Annotated in this window: 21 protein-coding genes and 1 pseudogene; 4 read left to right on the plus strand and 18 right to left on the minus strand. The window is 69.2% G+C overall.

The window, feature by feature from the left end:
* Positions 1-99: 99 nt before the first annotated feature.
* The 7 genes from gmd to L107_RS16850 form a co-directional block, all read right to left on the minus strand.
* The gene (gmd, locus tag L107_RS01210) at positions 100-1,224 is read right to left on the minus strand and encodes a GDP-mannose 4,6-dehydratase (protein ID WP_159816061.1); all 1,125 of its coding nucleotides are present in this window, start codon (positions 1,222-1,224) and stop codon (positions 100-102) included.
* Between the two features lie 326 nt (positions 1,225-1,550).
* Positions 1,551-2,279 carry a Bax inhibitor-1 family protein gene (locus L107_RS01215; protein WP_159816062.1) on the minus strand — a complete coding sequence of 243 codons (729 nt, stop codon included), beginning with the start codon at positions 2,277-2,279 and terminating at the stop codon, positions 1,551-1,553.
* A 104-nt stretch (positions 2,280-2,383) separates the two neighbouring features.
* Positions 2,384-2,890, minus strand: a complete 507-nt coding sequence (locus L107_RS01220; protein WP_159816063.1) for an aromatic acid exporter family protein — start codon at positions 2,888-2,890, stop codon at positions 2,384-2,386.
* Complete coding sequence (locus tag L107_RS01225) at positions 2,887-3,903, minus strand: PhoH family protein (RefSeq protein ID WP_159816092.1); 1,017 nt, start codon at positions 3,901-3,903, stop codon at positions 2,887-2,889. The genes L107_RS01220 and L107_RS01225 overlap by 4 nt, the downstream gene beginning before the upstream one ends.
* The gene (gene rpsP / locus L107_RS01230; RefSeq protein WP_159816064.1) at positions 3,900-4,325 is read right to left on the minus strand and encodes a 30S ribosomal protein S16; all 426 of its coding nucleotides are present in this window, start codon (positions 4,323-4,325) and stop codon (positions 3,900-3,902) included. Before rpsP ends, L107_RS01225 begins: the two co-directional genes overlap by 4 nt.
* A gap of 46 nt (positions 4,326-4,371) precedes the next feature.
* Positions 4,372-5,847 (minus strand): signal recognition particle protein, encoded by a 1,476-nt coding sequence (gene ffh / locus L107_RS01235; protein ID WP_159816065.1) that lies wholly within the window; start codon positions 5,845-5,847, stop codon positions 4,372-4,374.
* Entirely contained in the window at positions 5,847-7,823 is a 1,977-nt protein-coding gene (locus L107_RS16850; RefSeq protein WP_159816066.1) for an ARC6/PARC6 family protein, read from the minus strand. Before L107_RS16850 ends, ffh begins: the two co-directional genes overlap by 1 nt.
* 108 nt (positions 7,824-7,931) lie before the next feature.
* Here L107_RS16850 and pdhA point away from each other — a divergent pair, with 108 nt between their 5' ends.
* Positions 7,932-9,041: a pyruvate dehydrogenase (acetyl-transferring) E1 component subunit alpha gene (gene pdhA / locus L107_RS01245; RefSeq protein ID WP_159816067.1), complete on the plus strand. Its 1,110-nt coding sequence runs from the start codon at positions 7,932-7,934 to the stop codon at positions 9,039-9,041.
* Between the two features lie 112 nt (positions 9,042-9,153).
* Positions 9,154-9,951: a hypothetical protein gene (locus L107_RS01250; protein ID WP_159816068.1), complete on the plus strand. Its 798-nt coding sequence runs from the start codon at positions 9,154-9,156 to the stop codon at positions 9,949-9,951.
* Between the two features lie 16 nt (positions 9,952-9,967).
* Here the strand turns inward: L107_RS01250 and L107_RS01255 are convergent, their stop codons facing one another.
* A complete protein-coding gene (locus L107_RS01255) occupies positions 9,968-10,900 on the minus strand; it encodes a sigma-70 family RNA polymerase sigma factor (RefSeq protein WP_159816069.1) in 933 nt (310 codons plus the stop codon).
* A 222-nt stretch (positions 10,901-11,122) separates the two neighbouring features.
* Positions 11,123-12,745 carry an NAD(P)H-hydrate epimerase gene (locus L107_RS01260; RefSeq protein WP_236550431.1) on the minus strand — a complete coding sequence of 541 codons (1,623 nt, stop codon included), beginning with the start codon at positions 12,743-12,745 and terminating at the stop codon, positions 11,123-11,125.
* Between the two features lie 133 nt (positions 12,746-12,878).
* Between L107_RS01260 and mnmA the strand changes: the two genes are divergently transcribed.
* On the plus strand, positions 12,879-14,006 hold the full coding sequence (gene mnmA / locus L107_RS01265) for a tRNA 2-thiouridine(34) synthase MnmA (RefSeq protein ID WP_159816093.1): 1,128 nt from the start codon (positions 12,879-12,881) through the stop codon (positions 14,004-14,006).
* Here the strand turns inward: mnmA and glf are convergent.
* The 6 genes from glf to L107_RS01295 all read right to left on the minus strand — a co-directional run bounded on the left by glf (position 13,991) and on the right by L107_RS01295 (position 19,580).
* A complete protein-coding gene (gene glf / locus L107_RS01270; RefSeq protein WP_159816070.1) occupies positions 13,991-15,118 on the minus strand; it encodes a UDP-galactopyranose mutase in 1,128 nt (375 codons plus the stop codon). The two genes, mnmA and glf, sit on opposite strands and share 16 nt — an antisense overlap.
* A 3-nt stretch (positions 15,119-15,121) precedes the next feature.
* The gene (locus tag L107_RS01275) at positions 15,122-16,003 is read right to left on the minus strand and encodes a hypothetical protein (RefSeq protein ID WP_159816071.1); all 882 of its coding nucleotides are present in this window, start codon (positions 16,001-16,003) and stop codon (positions 15,122-15,124) included.
* A 310-nt stretch (positions 16,004-16,313) separates the two neighbouring features.
* Positions 16,314-17,354, minus strand: a complete 1,041-nt coding sequence (locus tag L107_RS01280) for a hypothetical protein (protein WP_159816072.1) — start codon at positions 17,352-17,354, stop codon at positions 16,314-16,316.
* A 5-nt stretch (positions 17,355-17,359) separates the two neighbouring features.
* On the minus strand, positions 17,360-17,584 hold the full coding sequence (locus L107_RS01285; RefSeq protein ID WP_370515307.1) for a 2Fe-2S iron-sulfur cluster-binding protein: 225 nt from the start codon (positions 17,582-17,584) through the stop codon (positions 17,360-17,362).
* Between the two features lie 71 nt (positions 17,585-17,655).
* Positions 17,656-19,173, minus strand: coding sequence for a cobyric acid synthase (locus L107_RS01290; RefSeq protein WP_159816095.1), 1,518 nt, complete (start codon positions 19,171-19,173; stop codon positions 17,656-17,658).
* A 32-nt stretch (positions 19,174-19,205) separates the two neighbouring features.
* Complete coding sequence (locus L107_RS01295) at positions 19,206-19,580, minus strand: Npun_F0494 family protein (RefSeq protein WP_159816073.1); 375 nt, start codon at positions 19,578-19,580, stop codon at positions 19,206-19,208.
* A 53-nt stretch (positions 19,581-19,633) separates the two neighbouring features.
* Here L107_RS01295 and L107_RS01300 point away from each other — a divergent pair, with 53 nt between their 5' ends.
* Positions 19,634-20,239, plus strand: a complete 606-nt coding sequence (locus L107_RS01300; RefSeq protein WP_159816097.1) for a nucleoside triphosphate pyrophosphatase — start codon at positions 19,634-19,636, stop codon at positions 20,237-20,239.
* On the opposite strand, the gene L107_RS01305 is transcribed toward L107_RS01300, so the two are convergent.
* The 3 genes and pseudogenes from L107_RS01305 to L107_RS01315 form a co-directional block, all read right to left on the minus strand.
* Positions 20,224-21,246 (minus strand): hypothetical protein, encoded by a 1,023-nt coding sequence (locus L107_RS01305; RefSeq protein ID WP_159816074.1) that lies wholly within the window; start codon positions 21,244-21,246, stop codon positions 20,224-20,226. The two genes, L107_RS01300 and L107_RS01305, sit on opposite strands and share 16 nt — an antisense overlap.
* A 222-nt stretch (positions 21,247-21,468) precedes the next feature.
* Positions 21,469-22,857 carry a photosystem II reaction center protein CP43 gene (gene psbC / locus L107_RS01310; protein ID WP_015108803.1) on the minus strand — a complete coding sequence of 463 codons (1,389 nt, stop codon included), beginning with the start codon at positions 22,855-22,857 and terminating at the stop codon, positions 21,469-21,471.
* Positions 22,841-23,060, minus strand: a pseudogene (locus L107_RS01315) (photosystem II D2 protein (photosystem q(a) protein)); the annotation flags it as partial. The pseudogene L107_RS01315 and the gene psbC, both read right to left, overlap by 17 nt.

Consider the following 23,060-nt stretch of genomic DNA (forward strand, 5'->3'; position numbering starts at 1 on the left):
CGGGGTGGCGGACCACGGGAGAAGGCGTCGTTCCAGCGAAGGTCCGCCTCGACGAGAACGGGTCACGGCCCTGACCATAGCCGCGTTTTGCGGGCCGGCTCACGGAGCGGCGCTCACCCCGACCTGGGGGGGATTCTCCATCGAGCCGACAACGGTGAACCCCTCCCGCCGCAGGGTGGCCTCCTTGGCGGCCTCCTCCTTGTCGGTGGCGACCATCTCCGCCACCAGCTCCTCCAGGGTGGTGGTGGGCGTCCAGCCCAGCCGCTCCCGGGCCCGGGTGGGATCCCCCAGGAGGGTCTCCACCTCCGCCGGCCGGAAGTAGCGCCGGTCGATGCGCACCACGATGGCGCCGGTGTCGCGCCGGGCGCCCGTCTCCTCGACGCCGCTGCCGCTCCAGTCGATCCCTCCCCAGCCCAGCTCCTCGGCGGTGAGCTCGATGAAACGGCGCACCGATTCCTGCCGGCCCGTGGCGATCACGAAGTCCTCGGGCTGCTCCTGCTGCAGCATCCGCCACTGCATCTCCACGTAGTCCCGGGCGTGACCCCAGTCCCGCAGCGAATCCAGGTTGCCCATGAACAGGCCCTGGTCGAGTCCGGCATCGATGCGGGCCAGGCCCCGGGTGATCTTGCGGGTGACGAAGGTCTCCCCCCGCCGGGGGCTTTCGTGGTTGAAGAGGATGCCGTTGCAGGCATACATGCCGTAGGCCTCGCGGTAGTTGACCGTGATCCAGTAGGCGTAGAGCTTGGCCACGCCGTAGGGACTGCGTGGATAGAACGGGGTCGTTTCCTTCTGGGGAATCTCCTGCACCAGTCCATAGAGTTCGCTGGTGCTGGCCTGATAGATGCGGGTCTTGTCGGTCAGCCCGAGGATGCGGACGGCTTCCAGGATCCGCAGGGTGCCGAGGGCATCGGAGTTGGCGGTGTATTCGGGACTTTCAAAACTCACGGCCACGTGGCTCTGGGCCCCGAGGTTGTAGATCTCGTCCGGCTGGATCTGTTGAACGATCCTGATGAGATTGGTGGAGTCGGTCAGATCGCCGTAGTGCAGAACCAGGCGGGGATTCTTCTCGTGGGGATCCTGGTAGAGGTGGTCGATCCGGTCGGTGTTGAAGCTGCTGGCCCGCCGCTTGATCCCATGCACCACATAGCCTTTCTCCAGGAGCAACTCCGCCAGGTAGGAACCGTCCTGGCCGGTGATCCCGGTGATCAGAGCCGTCTTGGTCATGGGGTTTCCGTCGTGTTCAAAGGGTGAAGGGGCCAGGCCTGCAGACCAGGAGTCTGGTTTGTCACTGGTGCCGTGCTGTGTCTGCCGGATCCGGCCCGAGTCGGTGGGAGCTTAGCGGGGCGTTCGGGGCGCGCCCTCCGATGGGGCCCGTCCCCGGGACACCGAGGATGGCGCTGAGGCTGTCCGAGAGGGCTTCCGGGAGGGCGCCGGACGCTCGGGCCCATGGGCGCCGTGGGATCGCCACAAAAAGATGGACCCATCCGGAACGGACAGGCCCATGGAAAGGCTTGGCTGACCAGAACAATCAAGGCTTGGTCTGAATGGCCTCAGTCGCGGCGACCGCCACCCTGGAGGGCAATGATCAGCCGCAGGATGAAGATGAACAGGTTGATGTAGGTGAGGTACATGCCCAGGGCGCCGGCCAGGTACTGGTCGTCGCTGTAGGTGCGGGGCATGGTGTAGAAGTCGACGAAGGCGGCTCCCACGAACAGGACGGTGCCGAAGCCGGCGATCATCAGCTCGAAACCGTTGCCGCCGAAACCGGGAATGAAGATCCCTCCCACGAGCTGCACCACCATGGCGATCAGCAGGCCGACGATGCCGAGGCCCACCACCCCGCTGAGGGCCTGACCGAGGTTGTCGCTCATGTTGCGGCCCACCACCGAGGCGATCACGAAGGTGATGCCGGTGGCCAGGGCCGCGGTGCCGATCGCTCCGATGCCGGCGGTGCCGATGGCCATCGCCACGATGCCGCTGAGGGTGAAACCGGTGATCAGGCTGTAGGTGGCCAGGATTGGCAGGGCGGTGCCGTTGTTGCCCTTCATGGCCGCGTTCTGGGCCACGAAGAAGAGGATGAAGTTGCCGATCAGCGACACCCAGAACAGGGGCATGAAGATCGGGCTGCCGATCATCGAGAGACCACCGACCACGCCGACGGCGGTGAGCACCATGCCGCCGCCCACATACGGGAGGGCCTTGTTGACCACGTTGGGTCCGACCAGGGCGCTGGACTGGGCTTCGCGGATCGCTTCCTGGAAATTGCTGCGGGCCGGCATGGCGCTGGCATTTCAAACTGAATCCATCTTGCCAGCGGCCCCAGGGTTGCGGCGGAGGCGCCGGTTCGGATCTCCCCATGCGGGCCCCGGCCCGGGAGGCCCGCTCAGGCGTCGCCTGCGGGCTGGCGACCCGACCCTGGCCAGAGCCACACCGCCAGCAGCGCCACCCCCGTGCCGATGCACGATTCCAGGAAGCGCAGCAGAGCATTCACCCCCGGACTCAGGGCCGGATCCAGGCTGCCGGTGACCATCACGACGATCACCGTGATCGCCGCCAGACGGCCGTGGCTGGGCACGTTGATCGCCGCACAGATCACCACCGTGGCGAAGATCGCCGCGGCCATGCCGAGGGGGTGAAAGGGCAGCAGCGTCAGGTACACCGCACTGGTGAGGGCGCCGATCGCCGACCCCAGAATCCGCAGCGAGGCGGAGGAGGCCGCATCCCTGCGGGTGACCTGGGTCACGACGACGGCGGAGATCGCCGACCAGAGGCCGCCGATCTTGGGCAGGTAGCCCGGAAACAGGCTGGTGAACCAGAAGCCCAGGGAGTAGGCCACCAGGGCCGCCAGCGCGATCTGGGCCGGGATGCGCAGCCGTTCGGCACTGTTCATGGGTCCGATCGGCTGGGGGTGCCATCGACCCGTTTCCTGGCTGGGGGGCCCGGCGGGCGGGCATCGCGACGGGCATAGGCCTGCACCAGCCGCTGCACCAGCGGGTGGCGCACCACGTCGGCGTCGGAGAAGCGGCAGATCGCCACCCCTTCGACCCCGGCCAGCACCTGCTCCGCCTCCACCAGGCCGCTGAGCTGGCCCGGGGGCAGGTCGATCTGGGTGGTGTCACCGGTCACGACCATGCGGGAGTTCTCCCCCAGCCGGGTGAGCACCATGCGCATCTGGGCGCAGGTGGTGTTCTGGGCCTCATCGAGGATCACGAACGCATCGGCCAGGGTCCGTCCGCGCATGAAGGCCAGGGGCGCCACCTCGATCACCCCTCTCTCCAGCAGCTGGCTGGTGCGCTCCTGACCCAGCAGCCCGTGGAGAGCGTCGTAGAGGGGCCGCAGGTAGGGATCCACCTTCTGCTGCAGGTCACCGGGCAGGAACCCCAGCCGCTCGCCGGCCTCCACCGCCGGGCGTGTGAGCACCAGCCGCTCCACCTTGCGCTCCTGCAGCATGCGCACGGCCAGGATCGTGGCCAGAAACGTCTTGCCGGTGCCGGCGGGCCCGATGGCCAGGGTCAGGTCGTGGCGTTCGATCGCCTCGACGTAGCTGTTCTGGCGCAGGGTGCGGGGACGCAGGGGCCGGCCGGTGACGCTGGTGGCCAGGACCTGAAGCCCCATGCTGCGGTGCTGGTCGGAGCGCCCCGTGTCCAGGGCCGTCAGGGCCGCCTGGATGTCCACCGGTCCGATGGGTTCGCCCCGTTGCCACAGCGGCTCCAGGAGCTGGACCAGGGCCTGCAGCCGCTCCACCTGGGAGCTCCGGCCCCGGATCTGAAGATCGAGGCCCCGCAGGATGATCTGGGCACCCGTGAGGGCTTCCAGCCGACGCAGGGAAGCACCGTCCGTGCCGGCCAGGGCGATGGCGGCGGCGCTGTCGGGCAGGGCGAACGTGGAGGAGAGCTCGCTCAGGCCTCGGCGGCGGCAGGTTCGGCTTCGACTGCAGCGGCTGCTTCGGCGGCGGCGGCAGCCTCAGCAGCCAGCTTGGCGGCCTCGGCTTCCTTGGCGGCGGCCGCTTCCTTCACCGCGGCGGCAGCGGCGGCCTCACGGGCGGCAGCCTGCTGGAGCTTGCCGACGGTTTCGGCGGGACGGGTGGTTTTCTCGATCAGGCCACCTTTTTCGAGCAGGCTGCGCACGGTGTCGGTGGGCTGGGCGCCCTGGCCCAGGCGGACGCGGATGGCCTCGACGTCGAGGCGGGTTTCCTTGGTGCGGGGGTTGTAGAAGCCCAGTTCCTCGAGCGGACGGCCGTCGCGGCGGGAGGTGCTGTTGGTGGCCACCAGACGGAAACTCGCTTCCCGTTTCTTGCCGAACCGCTTCAGCCGGAGCTTGATCATCTGGAAAAGGGTGCTCGAAATGCAGCCCCCAATCCTACAGGCCGGCTCAGAGCTGGCCGAATCCCTTGCGCTTCTTGGCCGGCTTGGGGGGCTTGCGGGGCTGGCCGCCGCCGCGGCCTCCGGGCCCGCCCATGCCCGGCATGCCCCCCATTCCAGGCATCCCCGGCATGCCGCCCATGCCCGGCATGCCGGGAAAGCCACCCATGCCGGGCATGCCGGGCATCCCCCCCCGGGTCATCTGCTGCATGAAGCCGCGCATCTTCTGGAAATCCTGGAGCACCTTGTCCACGTCCGCCGGGGTGTGGCCGCTGCCGGCGGCGATGCGGCGGCGGCGGGAGGGCTGGGCGGCCAGCAGCTCGGGCTGGCGGCGTTCGGCCTCGGTCATCGAGCCGATCATGGCCTCGATGCGCTTGAGCTGGCTCTCCCCCTGGCGGAGCATGCCGTCGTCGATCTTGTTCATCCCCGGGATCAGCTTCATCAGCCCGCCCAGGGAGCCCATGCGCTTGATCAGGCGCATCTGCTGCACGAAATCGGAGAAATCGAAGCTGGCTTCCTGCAGCTTGCGCTGCATCTTCTCCACGTCGGCCAGCTCCACCTCCTTGGTGGCCTTCTCCACCAGGGTGAGCACATCCCCCATGCCCAGGATCCGGCTGGCCATCCGTTCCGGGTGGAATGGCTGCAGGGCCTCCACCTTCTCGCCGGTGCCGATGAACTTGATCGGGGCGCCGCTGACCTTGCGGATCGAGAGGGCGGCTCCGCCGCGCGAATCGCCGTCCAGCTTGGTGAGCACGGCGCCGGTGATGCCCACCTGCTCGTGGAAGGCCCTGGTGAGGTCGGCCGCCTCCTGGCCGATCATCGAATCCACCACCAGCAGCACCTCATCCGGCGCCGAAGCCTCCCGGATGCGGACCATCTCCTCCATCATCGAGGTGTCGATCTGGAGGCGGCCGGCGGTGTCCACCAGGACGGTGTCGAAGCCCTCCTCCCGTCCCTTGGCCACGCCGGCGGCGGCGATCGCCTCCGGGGCGGCGTCGCTGCCGAGGCTGAACACCTCCACACCGATCTGGCGGCCCAGGGTCTGGAGCTGGTCGATGGCGGCCGGCCGGTAGACGTCGGCGGCCACCAGCAGGGCGCGCCGCCCCTGCTCCTTGAGGTGGAGGCCCAGCTTGGCGGTGGCGGTGGTCTTGCCGGCCCCCTGCAGGCCGGCCATCAGAATCACGGTGGGCCCTTCGGCGGCCCGGGCCAGGGGGGCGTTGGCGCCGCCCATGGTCTCGACGAGCTGGGCGTGCACCAGCTGGATGAACTGCTGGTCCGGGCTCACCCCGCGCACCACCTCGGCGCCCACCGCCTTGCGCCGCACCTCGTCGATGAACTCCTTCACCACCGGCAGGCTGACGTCGGCCTCCAGCAGCGCCCGCCTCACATCGCGCAGCGCGCCATCGACGTTCGTCTCCGAGATGGCCGCCTGGCCCCGCAGTCCCTTGACCGCGTCTTCAAAGCGCTGGGAGAGTTCGTCGAACATCAGTTGAGGGATTGGGTGGCCACCAGGCGCCAGCTGTCGCCGTCGCGCCCGAATACATAACCATTGCGCAGCTCCAGCGGCGCGGTGGTCTCCACCACCTTGCCGTTCGCATCGAGGCGCCGGTCGCTGTAGCGCAGCCGGGCCACGGCGACGATGCGGCGGGGCCCGCTTTCCGCGAGGGTCAGATCGGTGATCCGCACGTCCAGCCGCTGGGTCTGGCCCCGGGCGGCATCGCTGCGGCGCTCCTTGATGAGCAGGCCCACCGGTGCTTCCCGGGCGATGCGATCCAGGCCCCGGGGCACGGGCTCACCGGCCAGCACATCAGCCTTGATCGTCAACCAGTCCTGCAGCAGTCTTCGGATCTGGGCCGCATCGGGCCGGGGGCTGGTGAGGGGCGTGGGGCTCTGCCCGATCGCCGGCCCTGGGGAGGGCGCCGGGGCGGCTGGGGGCTTGGCGGGCGGTGCCGGCAACGGAGCCGGCGGCGGTGGTGGCGGGGGCGGGGGCGCGCTCTGGCGCTGCCGCAGCGCCCAGGCGCCGGCCAGGAGCAGCAGCAGGGCGGCGCCGCCCGCCAGCAGCCAGGGCCGGGGGGGCACGGGCCAGCGCAGGGGCACCTCATCATCGAGGTCCCGCTCGTCGTCGGGATCCGTTCCGGGGCCTGGCGGCGGCAGGGGGGCGAAGCCTTCCAGGGCCGAGGCGCCGGTCGCGAAGGGCTCGGCGGCAGGAAAACCGGGTGTCTCGAAGCTCGGGAACGGGGGAGGGGCCGCCGCGGCCGGTGCGGCCGGTGCCGAGAGGTAGGCGCGGCCCCGGCGCTGGTCCTCCCGCTCCACGTAGGCCACCACGTCGCGATCGCTGAAATAGGCCACCAGATCCGGTTCGGCCTCCAGGTCCCGGTAGCCGGGCAGCACGTCCCGCACCAGCCAGTCACTGCAGTAGGCGCACAGCTGGCCGAGGGGATCGTCACTCTTGCCGGCCGCCCAGGCCTTGAGCTCCTGGCTGGCGCCGCTGTCGAAGCAGGCCCGCGCCGTGTCGGCCTCCCCCAGCAGCAGGTGCAGGTTGGCGAGCAGGGGTTCGACGCCCTCCCGCCCGCTGCGTTGCAGGCGGCTCCGGGCGTCGGCGATGCGTTCGGGCTTGCGCTGGGCGAAACCGGAGGCGGTCAGGGCGATCGTGGCCAGGAAGTCGGCGGCCTCGGAGCCGCTGGCGGCCCAGCGGCTGAACAGATCCACCTGCTCCTGAACGGTGAGGAAGGAGCGGATCTGGTGGAAGAAGGTCTGGAAGTCCTCGCGGGGGAAGTGGGGATCGCCGTCCCCCTCGAGGCCCCCGCGCCGCTGCACCAGCTGCTCCAGCAGCGCCAGCCCCTCACGCCGTTCGGCGCCGGCGGCCAGATCCCGGCTGAGCAGATCCAGCACCCGGTAGGGGGTGAGCCGCTCCAGCCGGGCGTTCATGGTTTCCCTGAGCTCGGGCTGCCGGCCGAGACGCTGCAGCAGCTGCAGCCCCTGCCGCAGGGTGCGGGCGGCGGCTTCGAAACGACGCTGCTCCTCCAGCTCCCGGGCGGCCTCCAGGCAGGACAGTCCCGCCAGGAGCGTCAGATCGGTTTCGCGGCCACTGCCGAGGGTGGGCGCCTGGGGCAGCTGCAGGCAGCGGCTGGCCAGCTCGAAGGTCTCCAGGGGCTGGCCCCCCTCCATCAGCAGCAGCAGACCTCCCACCTGGCGGGTGGTGGCGATCTCCAGTGCCGGCTGCAGGGAACCGCCGGTGTCGGCCAGGCCCGTCAGTTCCGCTTCGTAGGCGGCGCGTCGATCGTGGTCGCAGAGCAGGTCGGCACTGGCGCGGAGCAGGTCGGCCCGCGCCTGCAGCGTTTCCTGGGTGAACCCCCCGTGGGGCACCCGGTCCAGCCGCGACTGAAGCGTGCGCAGGACCCCCTGGGCATCGGCGGAGGGAGAGACACCCAGCAACCGGAAGTGATCGATCGGCAGGTCCAATCCGATGAGGCCGCTGGGGCGCGACTGTAGTCAGAGGCAGCAGTTTTGACTGTCATCAGGGAACGGACCCCGTACAGTCATGGCCACGAATCGCAACGCCGTCCTGCCATGACTCAGGAACTGACCGCGGCGCGGGCAGCGCAGCCCGGCACCGTCGGCGCCAGCTCGTCGTCCGACGAGGCCGGCAGCCATGCGGTGCGGCTGGAGGGCCTGTACCCGGCCGAGCGGGCCAGGGTCAGCCGGGATGAGGGCCTGATGCTCTACCGCGACATGACGCTGGGGCGCCGCTTCGAGGACAAGTGCGCCGAGATGTACTACCGCGGCAAGATGTTCGGCTTCGTGCATCTGTACAACGGTCAGGAGGCCGTCTCCACCGGTGTGATCCGGGCGATGCGCCTCCAGCACGACTGGTTCTGCAGCACCTACCGCGACCACGTCCATGCCCTGAGCTGTGGTGTGCCGGCCCGGGAGGTGATGAGCGAACTGTTCGGCAAGGCCACCGGCTGCAGCAAGGGACGGGGCGGCTCGATGCACCTCTTCTCCCGGGAGCACCATCTCCTCGGCGGCTATGCCTTCATCGGCGAGGGCATCCCGGTGGCCCTGGGGGCGGCCTTCACCAGCCGCTACAAGCGTGACGCTCTCGGCCAGGCCGACAGCGATGCGGTCACGGCCGCCTTCTTCGGGGACGGCACCTGCAACATCGGCCAGTTCTACGAATGCCTCAACATGGCGGCGCTCTGGAAGCTGCCGATCCTGTTCGTGGTCGAGAACAACCGCTGGGCCATCGGCATGGACCACAATCGGGCCACCAGCGAGCCGGAGATCTGGCGCAAGGCGGCCGGCTTCGGCATGGTCGGCGAGGAGGTCGACGGCATGGACGTGCTGGCCGTGCGGGCGGCGGCCCAGCGGGCGATCGCCCGGGCCAGGGCCGGTGAGGGTCCCACCCTGCTGGAATGCCTCACCTACCGCTTCCGCGGCCATTCCCTGGCGGATCCCGACGAACTCCGCGAAGCGGCGGAGAAGGAGTTCTGGGCCAAGCGTGATCCGATCAAGCAGCTGGCGGCCCGACTGATCGAGCAGGGCCTGGCCACGGCCGAGGAACTCAAGGAGATCGACAAAGAGATCGATGCCGTTGTGGCCGATTGCGTCGAGTTCGCCCTCGCCGCTCCGGAGCCCGATGGCAGCGAACTCACCCGCTACATCTGGGCCGACGACTGAACGCCACGATGGCAGCAATGGCAGCGGTCGGATGACCAAACGCGTCCTTGTCACTTTCACGGATCACCGCATGAAAGTGGCCCGCCGGCGATTATGTCGTCAGGCGAAGGCCATGGGCGTGTATACAGACATCGTCGGCGCCTCGGAGTTGGATCTCGATCCTGCCTTTCGCCGGCAGTTCAAGGACTATCTGACGCCGGAGCACCGGGGATTCGGCTACTACGCCTGGAAACCCCAGATCGTTCTTCAGACCCTCGAGCGTCTGCAGGACGGCGATCTTGTGCACTGGATCGATTCCGGCTGTCACCTCAACCCGGCCGGACGGCAACGCCTGCTGGAGTTCTTTGCGATGGCGGCGGAAGCCCCCTCGGGGCTGCAGGGTTTCGAATGTCTGCCCCCCAATGGTTCCCTCATCTACGAGGGCCGTCAGTTTCCCGATCAGGGGGAGGCCAGGTGGTCCAAGGGTGATCTGCTCGACCGCCTGGCGGTGCGGGACCGGCCCGAGATCACCGGCAGCCAGCAACTGGGGGCCACCACCTTCTTCGTGCGCAAGTGCCCCGCCGCCATGGACTTCATGCGGCACTGGATCAGGGTGTTCAGCGAGGACTTCTCGATGATCGACGACCGCCCGTCCCGTTCCCCCAACCTGGAGGGGTTCCAGGAGCACCGCCATGATCAGTCGATTTACTCGATTCTGGGTAAGTTGCTGCCCATCTCGACAACATCGGTGTTCGAGTTCTGGTTTCCCCGCACCGATAATTGCTGGCTGCCGGACTGGGAGAGGGTCGGCGATGCTCCGATCCAGATCCGCCGCGATCGCGGCCTCAAGGGGGAGAGCCGCGTGAAGATCGCCGGGCTCCGGGCCAAGGGCTGGTTGAAACGGCTTCTGGCCGGAGGGGGCCGGGGCTGAGCAGCCCCCCTTTCGATCAGGCCAGGGGAACGGCCGACCGGGTCGAGAGGCTGCGCAGCTTGCGCAGGGCCTTGAGTTCAATTTGCCGCACCCGCTCCCGCGAGACATCCAGCTGCCGGCCGATCTCGGCCAGGGTGTGGCGCTCCATGCCGTCGAGGCCGAAGCGGAGGGCCAGCACCTCCCTCTCCTGGGCGGAGAGGTGGCCCATGAGCTCCGCCAGCTGCTCCTGGTGCATGCCCCGCTCGATGCGATCCAGCGGCTCCTCGGCGGAACCATCGGCGATCAGGTCCCCCAGGAAGCTGCGGCCGTCCTCCGCATGGATGGGAGCATCCAGGCTGGAGATGGTGAGGGCCTGGCGCAGCAGGGAATCAAGCTCCTCGACGGGGATGGCCATGGCCTCGGAGATCTCACGGCGGCTGGGCATGGCGCCGAGCTTGTGGGCCAGCTCCAGGCTCACCTTGCGGACGGTCGTCAGCCGTTCACTGAGGTGAACCGGCAGGCGGATGGCCCGGGACTGGCAGGCGATGGCCCGGGTCATGCTCTGGCGGATCCACCAGAAGGCATAGGTGGAGAACTTGTAGCCACGGGTGGGGTCGAACTTTTCGACGGCACGCTCGAGGCCGAGGGAACCTTCCTGGATCAGATCGAGCAGTTCGAGCCCCTTGCCCTGATACTTCTTGGCCACGCTCACCACGAGCCGAAGATTGGCGCGCATCATGCGCTCCTTGGAGCGACGGCCGATCTTGATCGTCTTGTTCTCCTGGATGGAGTATCCGGCTTTTGATTCTTCCACCAGGTGCATCATCGCCTGCACCTGGTTGCCGAGCTCGATCTCCTCGGCCGGGGTCAACAGAGGCTCTCTGCCGATGGAGGTGAGGTACCAGGTGATGGAATCACTCCCTCTGCGGGTGGAGCCCTCCCTTCTCGTCGCAATGGCGGAGACGGTCATAGGAGGGGGCGTAATGGCGCCTTGGAAAGTGTCAACGGATTATCCACCCACCGGCAGGGGCAGAAAGTGTCTGGAACAACTTTTAAGGAATGAGATGTGAACCCGCACACAATCGGACTTCTTTAGCAATGGGCTTTGATTGGATGAGCAAAGGGCTAATTCTTCCGTTGCCGGTCTGAGGAATCCATCAGAGTCGCCCGATGGGGAAGTGGCGGCTCCGCCCTATTCCAAGGGCTCCGGATTCTCCAGGGCCTTGGCCACCGCCAGGGGCGTGACGCCTCCGGCCCCGTGCCGGCGATGGCTCCGGACACCGGCCAGGGCATGGTCGAGGGCGGCGGCCGCCAGCCAGACGGCATCGGCCCCAGGCCTTCCCCCCTGCCCGATGGCGGCCAGGGCCAGGGCCCCCCGCCCCGCCGCGTAGCCGGCGAGCACATCCCCCAGTCCTGCCCTGGCCGCCTCCGGGCAGGCCGCCAGCAGCTGCCAGCGGCGCCCGTCGGGGGCCGCCACGACGCTGCGGGCCCCCTTGAGCAGCACGCTGGCACCCGTGCGGCGGGCCGCCGCCGCCGCCGCCTCCGGCCGGGGCAGGGGCGCCAGGTCGGGGAAGAGCCTCCGGAACTCCTCCGCGTGGGGGGTGATCCAGGTGGGCCCCCGGCGGGTTCCCAGCCAGTCGCTGCCCAGGGCCACCAGGCGGTTGAGGCCATCGGCATCGAGCACCAGCAGGCCCTCGAAGCCGGCCAGCTCCTGCCAGCGCTGCCGTTCCGCGCCTTCGATCCCCGCCGCCTGCGGGGCGCCGGCGGGGTCGATCCCGCCCAGGCCGGGCCCCAGCAGCACGGCATCCAGCCGATCCAGCCAGCCCGCGGCCAGATCCACCAGGGCCAGCCCCCCGGCCGCGGTGGCCCCCAGGCCGGGCTCGAGCACCACATGGGGATGGATCTGCCAGAGCTGGGGGCTGATCTCCCGGGGCGGAGCGGCCCGGAGGCTGCCGCACCCGGAGGCCGTGGCGCCGGCCAGGGCCAGGTGGGCGGCTCCCCGGAAGCGGCGGCTGCCGGCGACGACCAGCAGGCGGCCGCGGGCGTACTTGCCGGCGGCCGGATCCGGCACGGGCCAGGGGGCCGAGGACGGGTCGGCGGGCCCCAGGCCCAGCAGCGGCTCGCCATCGGGCTGGACCAGGAGAGCGGCCGGCAGCCCGAGGTCGATCCGCTCCAGCCGTCCCACCCAGCGCAGGGCGGCGTCCTGGACCAGGCCCCGCTTGATCAGGCCGATGGTGTAGGTGGTGGCGGCCGTGGCGGCCACCTCGCCCAGCAGCACCCCGTCATCGGCGTCCAGGCCGGTGGGCACATCGATCGCCACCAGGGCGCCGGGCCGCCGCCGCTGCCGCTCCCCCAGCAGGGCTTCGATCAGCGGGCCGGCCGGCCGGTGCTGGCCGATGCCGAACAGGGCATCCACCCAGAGGGCCGGATCCTCCGGGTCAGGCGGGGCCTCCAGCAGGGGAATGCCCAGCCAGCGGGCATGGCGCAGGTGGGCCTCGGTGAGGGGCCGGCGGCGCTCGAAGGGACACCAGATCCGCACCCGGCCTCCGGCCAGGTGCCATTCCCGGGCCACCACCAGCCCATCGCCGCCGTTGTGGCCCGGCCCCACCAGCACCAGCAGGCCGTCCTGCCGGTCCCGGCCCGGCCGTTCCGCCAGGCGGCGGCTCACCGCCAGGGCGGCCTTCTCCATCAGGGCCTCCACCGGCAGTCCGCTGGCGAACAGCTCCTGCTCGATGGCGGCCATGGCGGCGCCGCTCACCAGGATGTGATCGGCATCCGCCGGCGGCCAGGCGGTGGGCAGCGGCCCGAGGTTCACGGCGGCCCGAGCGGTGCTCTCCCATGATGGAGGCGTCCGCCCGTTCCATCCATCGGGATCCTTGAGCCCCACCGCCGCCACGGTCTCCGTTCCGCCTGAGTCCCCTGCCCACCCCCCCGCCGTCAGCCCCGAGGTGGCGGCGGTGCTGGGACGGCTTGGCGACTGGCCGGGTGAACGGCGCGTGGCGGTGGGTCTCTCCGGCGGCGTTGACAGTTCCCTGACCGCCGCCCTGCTGGTGGCGGCCGGCTGGGAGGTCGAGGGCCTCACCCTGTGGCTGATGAGCGGCAAGGGCTCCTGCTGCGCCGAGGGTCTGGTGGACGCGGCCGGCATCTGCGACCAGCTGGGGGTTCCCCACCATGTGGTCGATTCCCGGACCCGGTTCCAGGAGCAGATCGTCGATTTCCTGGTGGAGGGGTACGGCGAGGGCCTCACCCCCCTGCCCTGCTCCCGCTGCAACCGGGCGGTGAAGTTCGGCCCGATGCTGGAGTGGGCCGAGGCGGAACGCGGCATCGGTCGCCTCGCCACGGGCCACTACGCCCGGCTGCGCCAGGGCGACCCCCGGGACGGCCGCCATCAGCTGCTGCGGGGCCTCGATGCCCACAAGGACCAGAGCTACTTCCTCTACGACCTGCCCCAGTCGGTGCTGGGCCGGCTGGTCTTCCCCCTGGGTGAACTCACCAAGGAGGCCACCCGGGCCGAGGCCGCACGCCTCGGCCTGCGCACCGCCGCCAAGCCCGAAAGCCAGGACCTCTGCCTGGCCGACCACCACGGCTCGATGCGGGCGTTCCTGGATGCCTACCTGGCGCCCCGCCAGGGCGAGATCGTGCTGGCGGACGGCACGGTGCTCGGCCAGCACGACGGCATCGAGCACTTCACCATCGGCCAGCGCAAGGGGCTGGGGGTGGCCTGGAGCGAACCGCTCCATGTGGTGCGGCTGGATGGGGCCATGAACCGGGTGGTGGTGGCGCCCCGGCGGGAGGCGACCCGCCGGACCTGCGTGGTGGGCGCCATCAACTGGGTGTCGATCGCGCCGCCCAGCGGGCCGATCGAGGTGGAGGTGCAGGTGCGCTACCGGAGCCTGCCGGAGCGGGCCCTGCTGACGCCCCTGCCCGAGACGGCCGCCGACCATGCCACCGGACGGCCCCACCGGGCTCGGCTCGACTTCGCCGAGCCCCAGTTCTCGGTGGCTCCGGGGCAGGCGGCGGTGGCCTACAGCGGCGAGGTGCTCCTCGGTGGCGGGCTGATTCAGGCCGACGCCTGACGGCTCTCGCTGCGGAACCGGTTCATCGCCGATTCGATCACCACGTGCATGTCCATGTACTTGTATTCGGAGAGGCGGCCCCCGAAGATCACGTTCTCCGTTCCCTGGGAGAGGTCGAGATAGCGGCGATAGAGCTCCTGGTTGCGGGGATCGTTGACCGGGTAGTAGGGAATGGCGTCGCCGCTGCAGGGGCGGGGGTACTCCCGGGTGATCACGGTGACGGGGGAGCTGGAGCCTTCGAAGTGCTTGTGCTCGATGATGCGGGTGAAGGGCTCGCGCATGTCGCAGTAGTTGATCACCGCGTTGCCCTGGACGTTGTCGGTCTCCACCACGGCGTTGTCGAACTCCAGGGAGCGGTACTCCAGCCGCCCCAGCGCGTAGCCGAAGTACTGGTCGATGCAGCCGGTGTAGACCACCTTGCGGGCCAGGCGCCCCAACGGGGTGCGGTGGGCGAAGTAATCGACGTTGAGGCGGACCTCAATGCCCTCCAGCATGGCGTCGAACAAGGCCGTGTAACCGCCGATCGGAATGCCCTGGAAGCGGTCGGAGAAGTAGTTGTTGTCGTAGGTGAAGCGCAACGGCAGCCGCTTGATGATGAAGGCAGGCAGCTCACGGGGATGCTTGCCCCACTGTTTGCGGGTGTAGTCGCGGATCAGGGTTTCGTAGATGTCCTTCCCCACCAGGGACAGGGCCTGCTCTTCCAGGTTGGTGGGTTCGCCGCTGAAGCGCTGGGAGGCGATCTTCTGCCGGGCTTCCGCGGGCGTCCGGGTCTGCCAGAGCTCGTAGAAGGTGTTCATATTGAAGGGAAGGGAGTATAACTTGTCTCCGGAGATCGCCTTGGGGGAGTTGATGTAGTTATTGAATTCCGCAAACCTGTTGACGAAGGCCCAGACGGCCCTGTTACTGGTGTGAAAGATGTGGGCGCCGTAGCGGTGAACGTTGATGCCTTCCAGCTGCTCCGTATAGCAGTTACCACCGATGTGGGAGCGGCGGTCAATGATCAGGCAGCGCTTGCCGGCATCGGTGGCCAGTCGGGCAAAGGTGGCGCCGAACAGGCCACAACCGACGATCAGGTAATCGTAGGTGGGCGAGTCTGATTCCTGGGAGGTCACAGATCAGCGAAAATCCTTCAGGTCGACGGGCAGAAGATTTTCGATTGACTGCTGGATCTCCGGCGGCTCCTGCATGCCATAGGTGGCGAAGATGTTGATGCCGCTGCTGGTGCACTTCTTGCAGAGTTCGCTGCCATAGCGCTTCGCCTGCATCACCTGGTAGGGAGTGTCCAGGTAGTTGGCGATCGAAGGGGCGGAGGGGGACTGCACGCAGCAGACCGAGAAGTTGCCCTCGTGGTCGAGGCACACCTGGGACTCGCGCATGAAGCAGTTCTGGGAGCGGTGATTGCCGATGGCCTGCTGCACCAGCTGGGGGCTGTAGTAGATGTACTCGAGTTCCGGGGGGATTGTTTCCAGCCCGTCGAACATCTTGTCAATGGGCATGTAATAAGCATGGTAGGGGGTGAACTTCATCCCCAGCTTGTCGCAGAAGTGCTTGAACAGATGCACCTCATGCAGGTTCTGCTTGTGCACCAGGTAGCGCACATCGATATTGTGGAAGCATTCCCAGTCGCCGAGGGTCTCGGAGATACGGATCAGGTTGGCGAGCACCGGTTCGATCCGGCCGCCCTTGTGGTTGATCTGGTAGGTGCGCTGGGTGAAGCCCGACACCGTGATCGTGAAATTCCAGAGGCGCAGGGGCTTGAGCAGGGACCAGTCGTAGTCGTAGTTGAGGTTGGAGGAGATGCCGCAGGGGACGCCATGGCTCTCGGCGCAGGCAATCAGTTCATGCAGCTTCGAATGGAGCGTGGGCTCCGTCCAGTTGTACAGGCCGAAACGGCAGTTGCCGTTCGTGTCGGCCTTGGCCTTCAGGCAGATCTTCTCGAACAGCTCGATCGGCATTTCCGTCAGCTTCTGGCCGATGCTGTTGGTGTACTCGGGCATGCCGACCGGACAGGCCGTGCAGCGGAGATTGCAGCCACTCACCACATCCACCCAGAATTCAATGACTTTCTGACCGGGAGGTACAGGGGAGTATTCAGGCCACAGAAAACGCTTGACAGCCGATTGCACGTTCTTGGGCACGGCACGCTTCAGGACTGTTGGCAGTGCCATCTAGATTCCTACAAAAACGTCATGCGTTGTGGCATCGTAGCCCCTGCCCGCTGACATTGAAGAGCCTGCCCGCTGACATCGAAGGCCCCGTGGTTTTGATTCGACGATGAGGCCACAGCAGGCTGGCTGATGGGGTCTCTCAGCGGTTCGTGGTCCCTCGGCCCCGGCCGGAGGCCCCCTTCAGCCATCGCCCCAGTCCATGGAGCGTCCGCTGGCGCCGCCGCCACCAGCAGCTGACCGGCGGCGGCGCCAGCCACCGCGCCGTCCGCCCCAGGCGCCGGCCCCAGACCAGCCGCAGGTGCTGGGCCCGCCGCTCCCGCCCGCAGTCGGCCAGCTGGGCGGCCGTGGGACCCCGGTAGGCCGGCAGGTCCAGCTGCTGTGCCAGCCGCTCGGTGGCCTCGCGCCAGTAGCGGCTGGCCTGCTGCCTGATCTGCCAGCACTCCCGGATCGAGCCCACGCTCAGCAGCGTCTCCGGGGTGAACCGTTCCACTTCGAGAACCCCGGGCAGTCCCAGGGGGTTGGTGCCCCGCTCGCTGATCACCAGACAGCCATGCAGGGGGGCCTGCCACATGCGGCCGGAGAGGGTGGTGCCCCGCTGGTAGGGATACATCAGGCCGTAGCAGCACCAGGCGCCCGCCAGCTGCCGATTCGCCTCCAGATAGCTGAGGCCGTGGGTGGCCAGGCCGAGCCTGTCCCAGCGGCCTCCGAAGACCTGCACCAGGCCCCGGCGCGCCAGCCGGGCCAGATCCTGCTGGTAGGGGTCGTCGCCCATCGGCTTGAAATTGGCGATGTGCAGCGGCCGGCCGGCCCGTTTGCGGAAGGGGCTCCGCTGCCAGAACTCGGGCACCACCGGCAGGTACCCCGGCACCCAGCGCAGCCCCTCAGGCACCGGATCGGGTCGGAACAGGGAGATCAGCCGGATCTCGCGGGCCAGGGGGAAGCGCGCCGGCCAGTCCACCTGGAGCTCCTTGACGTAGTCGTACACATGCACGATCCCCCGGTGCTCCCGGTGGGCGAGGCCCGGATCGCCCCGCAGGATGACCAGCAGGTCCAGATCCGGATCGACCCCGCCGCGGACGAATCGGAAACCCACGGCCCGATAGAAGAGCCGCACGTTCCAGATCACATCGAGATCCTGGAAATCGATCGAGAGGATGGAGAACCGGGGGGGGGAACTCACACGACCTACCAGTGGGGGTCGCTTGCCAGGCTGACCGTCAGCCGGCCGCTCGCGCTGGAGGGCACGGTGGCCACACAGGCCCGCACCACCCGTCCGTTGACCTCGATCTCACAGGCGCCGCAGCTGCCCCCCAGGCAGCCGGTGGGGATCAGCACCGCCGCCTGGCGGGCGGCCTCCAGCCAGTCCTGGCCGGGGAGGGCCGTCGTGGTGCGTCCGTCCGGCCAGGCGATGGTGATGGCGGGGCGGGGGATGGCGATGGGGGGAGGGTCGCGCTGGCGGAAATCTAGGGGGTGCCCACGGTTCAGGCTGCCGGCGTCCGCGGGGGAGGACCCGGGGCCAGCAGGGGCGCCAGGTCGATGTGGGCCTCGAAGGCGTCGGCCAGGCGATCGAGCAGGGCGTCCCGCTGGCGGCCGTGGTGGGGCTGGTTCTCCTCCAGGGGCGGCAGCTGGCGCCGCCGCCGCAGCTGGTTGAGCCAGCGGCGCCGCCAGGGGCCGTTCTCGAAGATGCCGTGCAGGTAGGTGCCGGCCACCAGGCCCCCCTGGCCGCCGGAGTCCGCCCACCAGCCCAGGGCCCCGTCCTGCGCCAGGGGCGCGCAGCCCGCCGGGTCGGTCCGCTCACTGCGGCCGTGGTGCAGTTCGAAGCCCTCCACCACCGGGAGGCCGCCCGGGCCGGGGGGCCAGAGAGCCCGGCTCCGCCGTTGCCGCAGCGCCTTGTCGCCCTGGAAGACGGTGCGCAGCGGCAGCAGCCCGAGCCCGCTCGCCCGCTCGCCGGGCCGGCCCCCTTCGAGTCCTTCCGGGTCGTGCAGCTCCTGGCCCAGCATCTGCAGGCCGCCGCAGAGGGCGAACACCTGGCCCCCCCGGGCCACATAGGCCCGCAGCTGCTCCGCCATCCCGCTGCTGCGCAGCGACGCCAGGTCCCGCAGGGTCTGCTTGCTGCCCGGCAGGATCACGGCATCGGGCTGCTCCAGGGGCTCCCCCGGCCGCTGCCAGCGCAGCCGCACGCTGGGCTCCGCCTCGAGCGGGTCGAGGTCGGAGAAGTTGCTCAGGGAGGGCAGGCGCACCACCACCAGGTCGAGCTCGGCGCGGGGCTTGCGGCTGCCCCGCTCGAGCAGGGCGAGGGAGTCCTCGGGGGGAAACAGCTCGTCGAGCCAGGGCATCACCCCCAGCACCGGCAACCCGGTCCGCTGCTCCAGCCAGTCGCGGCCGGCATCGAACAGGGAACGGCGGCCGCGGAAGCGGTTGATCAGCAGACCGCCGATCAGGGGCCGCTCCACGGGCCGCAGCAACGCCAGGGTGCCGACGATCTGGGCGAAGACGCCGCCCCGTTCGATGTCCGCCACCAGCAGGCAGCGGGCGCGCAGGTACTGGGCCAGCCGCAGGTTGGTGAGATCCCTGGCCTGCAGATTCACCTCCACCGGACTGCCGGCCCCCTCCAGCACCAGCCGGCCGCCGGGGTGGGCCGCCTGCAGTTCCGCCAGGCCCGTGCGGATCGCCGCCCAGCCGGGCCGGAACCAGTCGCGGTAGTAGTGCTCCGCCCTGGCCGTGCCCACCGACCGGCCCAGGTGGATCACCTCACTGGTGCTGTCGCCCCGGGGTTTGAGCAGCACCGGGTTCATCGCCACCCGCGGCTCCAGGCCCGCGGCCCAGGCCTGCAGCGCCTGGGAGTAGGCCATTTCCCCGCCCTGCGGGTCGACCCAGGCATTGAGGCTCATGTTCTGCCCCTTGAAAGGCAGGGGCTGCTCACCGCGGCGCCGCAGCACGCGGCAGAGGGCGGCGGTCATCAGCGACTTGCCGGCGCCGCTGCTGGTGCCCAGCACCATCAGCGGCCGCAGGGAGGCGGGGTGGGGAGGGTTCAAAGGCGGGGGCGGTGGCGGCGCAGCGCCTCCAGGATCCGCTCCCGCCGGCCCGCCCGCGGGATCTCCCCGGGCCAGTGCCGCAGCACCTGCCGGCCCATCGGCGTCAGCCGCACCCGCTCGGTGAGCCCCTGGCCGTCCACTTCCCGCCGCAGCACCCCCAGCCGGATCAGCCAGAGGAAATGGTCCTCGGTCCGGTCGCCGCTGAGGGGCAGGAAGGTGAACGGGGGAGGGCCTTCGGCGCGGCGGACGAGTTCCGTGCTGCTCAGGGGCTCTTCCCCCACCGCCTCGTAGAAGCGGCGGCGGAAGGGGAGGCAGCGGAGGGAGAGGGCGGCCCGCGCCAGCGAACGGGACTCGGTGTCGGCCTGTGCCATCACCCCATTCTCCCCAATGGACGGGCAGGCTGGAGGCCTCCCCGGTGATCCCCTTGCTGCTGCTGGCTTCCGCTTCCCCGGCCCGACGCCGCCTGCTGGAGCAGGCCGCCATCCCCCATCGGACCCAGGTGAGCGGCGTGGATGAGGACGGGATCCGCCAGGCGGATCCCCGGCGGTTGGTGCAGGCGCTGGCGCTGGCCAAGGCCAGGGCCGTGGCTGCCACGCTCACTTCAGAAGCGGCCTGGCCGTCCTATGGGGTGCTGGGCTGCGACTCCCTGCTGGTGGTGCAGGGGGAGGCCTGGGGCAAGCCCCGCGACGCCGCCGAGGCGCTGGCCCGCTGGCGGCGCATGGCCGGCGGTTGGGGGGACCTGCACACCGGCCATGCCCTGCTGAGGCCCCCCGCCCCCGGGGCGCCGGACGAGCCGCTGCAGGCGGTCGTGACCACGCGGGTGCAGTTCGCCGCCCTCGGCGAGGCGGACATCCAGGCCTATGTGGCCAGCGGTGAGCCCCTGGCCTGTGCCGGCGGCTTCGCCCTTGAGGGCCGCGGCGGCCTGGTGGTGGAGCGGCTGGAGGGTTGCTTCAGCAACGTGATCGGCCTCAGCCTGCCCCTGCTGCGGCGCTGGCTCGGCCCGGGAGCCCTGGCTCAGGCGCCCGGGTGATGGGCGCGGATCCGCCGCAGCCAGTGGGCCATCGACATGGTCTCGAGCACGGCGCGGCGCTGGGCCGGATCCTCGAACCGGGGATGGAGCACCTCCCGCCAGGCCTCCAGCCGGGCGGGGGAGAGGCTCTGGCTGTCCCAGTGGTCGACATAGGCCACCGGCAGGTCGCCGTAGGCGGCCGTGGTGGGGTTGCGCTCGATGATCGGGATCGCCCCGGCCAGCAGGGCCGTGAAGGCCTTCGGCGAGGGATCGAGGCCGCCGCCGCCGGCGCAGATCACGAAGGGGTAGCGCTGGAGGGTCGGGAAGAAATCGTCGTAGGGAATCTGCTCGTGCACCTCGACGAACCCGCGCCAGTCGCCGGTCGCCAGCCGCATCACCCTGCGCCGGTTCTCCCACTGCGGACCCTCACGGACGTAGTGGGCGCAGAAGGCCTTGAGGGGTCGCTGCCGGAGGGGGACCGCTGCGTCCTGCGCCAGGGTCCGGCGGTAGATGACGTGGCCATCACTGTTGATGCAGCCCAGCGGAATCGGGGTGACACCGGGCAGCGGCGTGTCGAGATTTTCCGCGTACCAGTGCACCAGTCTGGGGTCGTCCAGGAGGCGGAGCAGACGCTGCTGCAGGCCGGAGGCGAGGTGATCGGGGAACCGCTGATCCACCTGCCGGGGCAGGGTGGTGTCGGCATCGCCCGTGATGAGCACAAAGCGTGTCGTCGCCTCCAGGCGCGGCAGGTAGTGCCCCAGAAACAGCTCCAGGCACTCCGGCACCGCCTTGACGAACAGGAGTCGTGGCTGGGCGCCCAGGTTGCCGCTGAAGCCATGGCGGGTCAGGCTCCAATCGGCCCAGTGGGCGATTGAGGGAATCGTGGGCTCCACCAGCCGGGTGTTGAGCACCAGGCCGTGTCCATCCGGGTTGCGGCGGCGCAGGGAGCGACAGGTCGCGGAGAACCGGCGCCGGTTGATCAGGCGCTCGATGGCCTGGGTGCGGCGCCGGATCCGGGGACCAAGCAAGACCCGGAGGGTGCGTGGCGATCGCCGGACCTTGCCGGTCAGCCTCCCCCACAGGCTCGAAGCGTCTGTGGGAGAGGGATCACCCATTGGATCTCCCAACGGCTGCGGCGGCGCCCAGGATACGCAGGCCGATTCACCGCTCCGGAGCCCCCACAGCAAAAAGCCCCCGCCCGGAGGCGGAGGCTGATGGAAGGGAACGGTGATCCGGATCCCCTGGGTGCATCAGTCGAGATCCGGCATGGCCAGGGTGGGCTCGGCCTGACGGTCGATGCCCTTCTCGAAACCGGCGGCGGCGGCGCGGGCCCGGCCCGCATGCCACAGGTGACCGACCAGGAAGAAGAAGGCCAGCACGAACTGCGTGGAGGCCAGCCACTGGCGGATGTTGACGAAGTTCACCGAGTTGGGCTCGGTGATGATGCCGCCCACGGAGTTGAGGGAGGCGTTGGGGGCGTGGGTCATGTACTCGGCGGCCCGACGCACCTGCCAGGGCTGGATGTCGTTCTGGAGCTTGTCGAGGCTCAGACCGTTGGGGCCACGGAGGGGCTCCAGCCAGGGGCCGCGGAAGTCCCAGAAGCGCATGGTTTCACCACCGAAGATGATCTCACCGGTGGGGGAGCGCATCAGGTATTTGCCGAGGCCGGTGGGGCCCATGGCGGAACCGATGTTGGCGCCCATGCGCTGGTCACGCACCAGGAAGGTGAAGCTCTGGGCCTGGGAGGCTTCGGCGTTGGTGGGGCCGTAGAACTCCGAGGGGTAGGCGGTGTTGTTGAACCAGATGTAGGCCGAGGCGATGAAGCTCATGAAGCTCAGGGCGCCGAGGCTGTAGCTCAGGTAGGCCTCACCGTTCCAGATGAAGGCGCGACGCACCCAGCCGAAGGGCTTGGTGATGACGTGCCAGATGCCACCGAAGATGCAGATCAGACCGATCCAGATGTGGCCACCGATGATGTCCTCCATGGAGTCGACACCGATGATCCAGCCCTCGCCACCGAAGGGGGCGCGGGTGAGGTAACCGAAGATCACCCCGGGGCTGAGGGTGGGGTTGCTGATCAGACGGACATCACCGCCACCGGGAGCCCAGGTGTCGTAGACGCCGCCGAAGAACATGGCCTTGAACACCAGCAGCAGGGCACCCACACCGAGAAGGATGAGGTGGTAACCGATGATGTTGGTCATCTGGTTCTTGTCGCGCCAGTCCTGGGAGAAGAACGCGGAGTAGTTCTCCAGGATCTCGGGGCCGCGCAGGGCGTGGTACAGGCCGCCGAGGCCCAGCACGGCGGAACTGATCAGGTGCAGCACACCGACCACGAAGAACGGGTAGAGGTCGGTGACCTCACCGCCGGGGCCGACGCCGTAGCCGAGGGTGGCGACGTGGGGGAACAGGATCAGGCCCTGTTCGTACATGGGCTTGTCGAAGGTGAAGTGGCTCACCTCGAACAGCATCATGGCTCCGGCCCAGAAGACCATCAGACCCGCGTGGGCCACATGGGCGCCCAGAAGACGGCCGGAGAGGTTGATCAGCCGGGCATTGCCCGCCCACCAGGCATAGCCGGTGGAGTCGAGGTCCTTGCCCCCGACCGAGATGAGACCGGAATTAAAGGGCGTTTCCACGGGGCAGAACCTCTTCAGGGAAGATGAAGTTTTCGTGCGGCTGGTCGGCTGGCGCCATCCAGGCACGCAGACCTTCGTTGAGCAGGATGTTCTTGGTGTAGAACGTCTCGAATTCAGGATCCTCCGCCGCGCGGATCTCCTGGCTCACGAAGTCGTAGGCCCGCAGGTTGAGGGCCAGGCCGATGATGCCGATGCTGCTGGTC

This window comes from Cyanobium sp. Copco_Reservoir_LC18 (genome assembly GCF_009834675.1).
Classification (GTDB): Bacteria; Cyanobacteriota; Cyanobacteriia; order PCC-6307; family Cyanobiaceae; genus Cyanobium; species Cyanobium minutissimum.

Excerpts from the sequence above, each read along its gene's own strand:
- gmd (WP_159816061.1), bottom strand. The coding sequence starts at position 1,224 with ATGACCAAGACGGCTCTGATCACCGGGATCACCGGCCAGGACGGTTCC.
- L107_RS01215 (WP_159816062.1), bottom strand. The coding sequence starts at position 2,279 with ATGCCGGCCCGCAGCAATTTCCAGGAAGCGATCCGCGAAGCCCAGTCC.
- L107_RS01220 (WP_159816063.1), bottom strand. The coding sequence starts at position 2,890 with ATGAACAGTGCCGAACGGCTGCGCATCCCGGCCCAGATCGCGCTGGCG.
- rpsP (WP_159816064.1), bottom strand. The coding sequence starts at position 4,325 with ATGATCAAGCTCCGGCTGAAGCGGTTCGGCAAGAAACGGGAAGCGAGT.
- ffh (WP_159816065.1), bottom strand. The coding sequence starts at position 5,847 with ATGTTCGACGAACTCTCCCAGCGCTTTGAAGACGCGGTCAAGGGACTG.
- pdhA (WP_159816067.1), top strand. The coding sequence starts at position 7,932 with ATGACTCAGGAACTGACCGCGGCGCGGGCAGCGCAGCCCGGCACCGTC.
- L107_RS01250 (WP_159816068.1), top strand. The coding sequence starts at position 9,154 with ATGGGCGTGTATACAGACATCGTCGGCGCCTCGGAGTTGGATCTCGAT.
- L107_RS01255 (WP_159816069.1), bottom strand. The coding sequence starts at position 10,900 with ATGACCGTCTCCGCCATTGCGACGAGAAGGGAGGGCTCCACCCGCAGA.
- L107_RS01275 (WP_159816071.1), bottom strand. The coding sequence starts at position 16,003 with ATGCCCGAGTACACCAACAGCATCGGCCAGAAGCTGACGGAAATGCCG.
- L107_RS01290 (WP_159816095.1), bottom strand. The coding sequence starts at position 19,173 with ATGGTGCTGGGCACCAGCAGCGGCGCCGGCAAGTCGCTGATGACCGCC.
- L107_RS01295 (WP_159816073.1), bottom strand. The coding sequence starts at position 19,580 with ATGGCACAGGCCGACACCGAGTCCCGTTCGCTGGCGCGGGCCGCCCTC.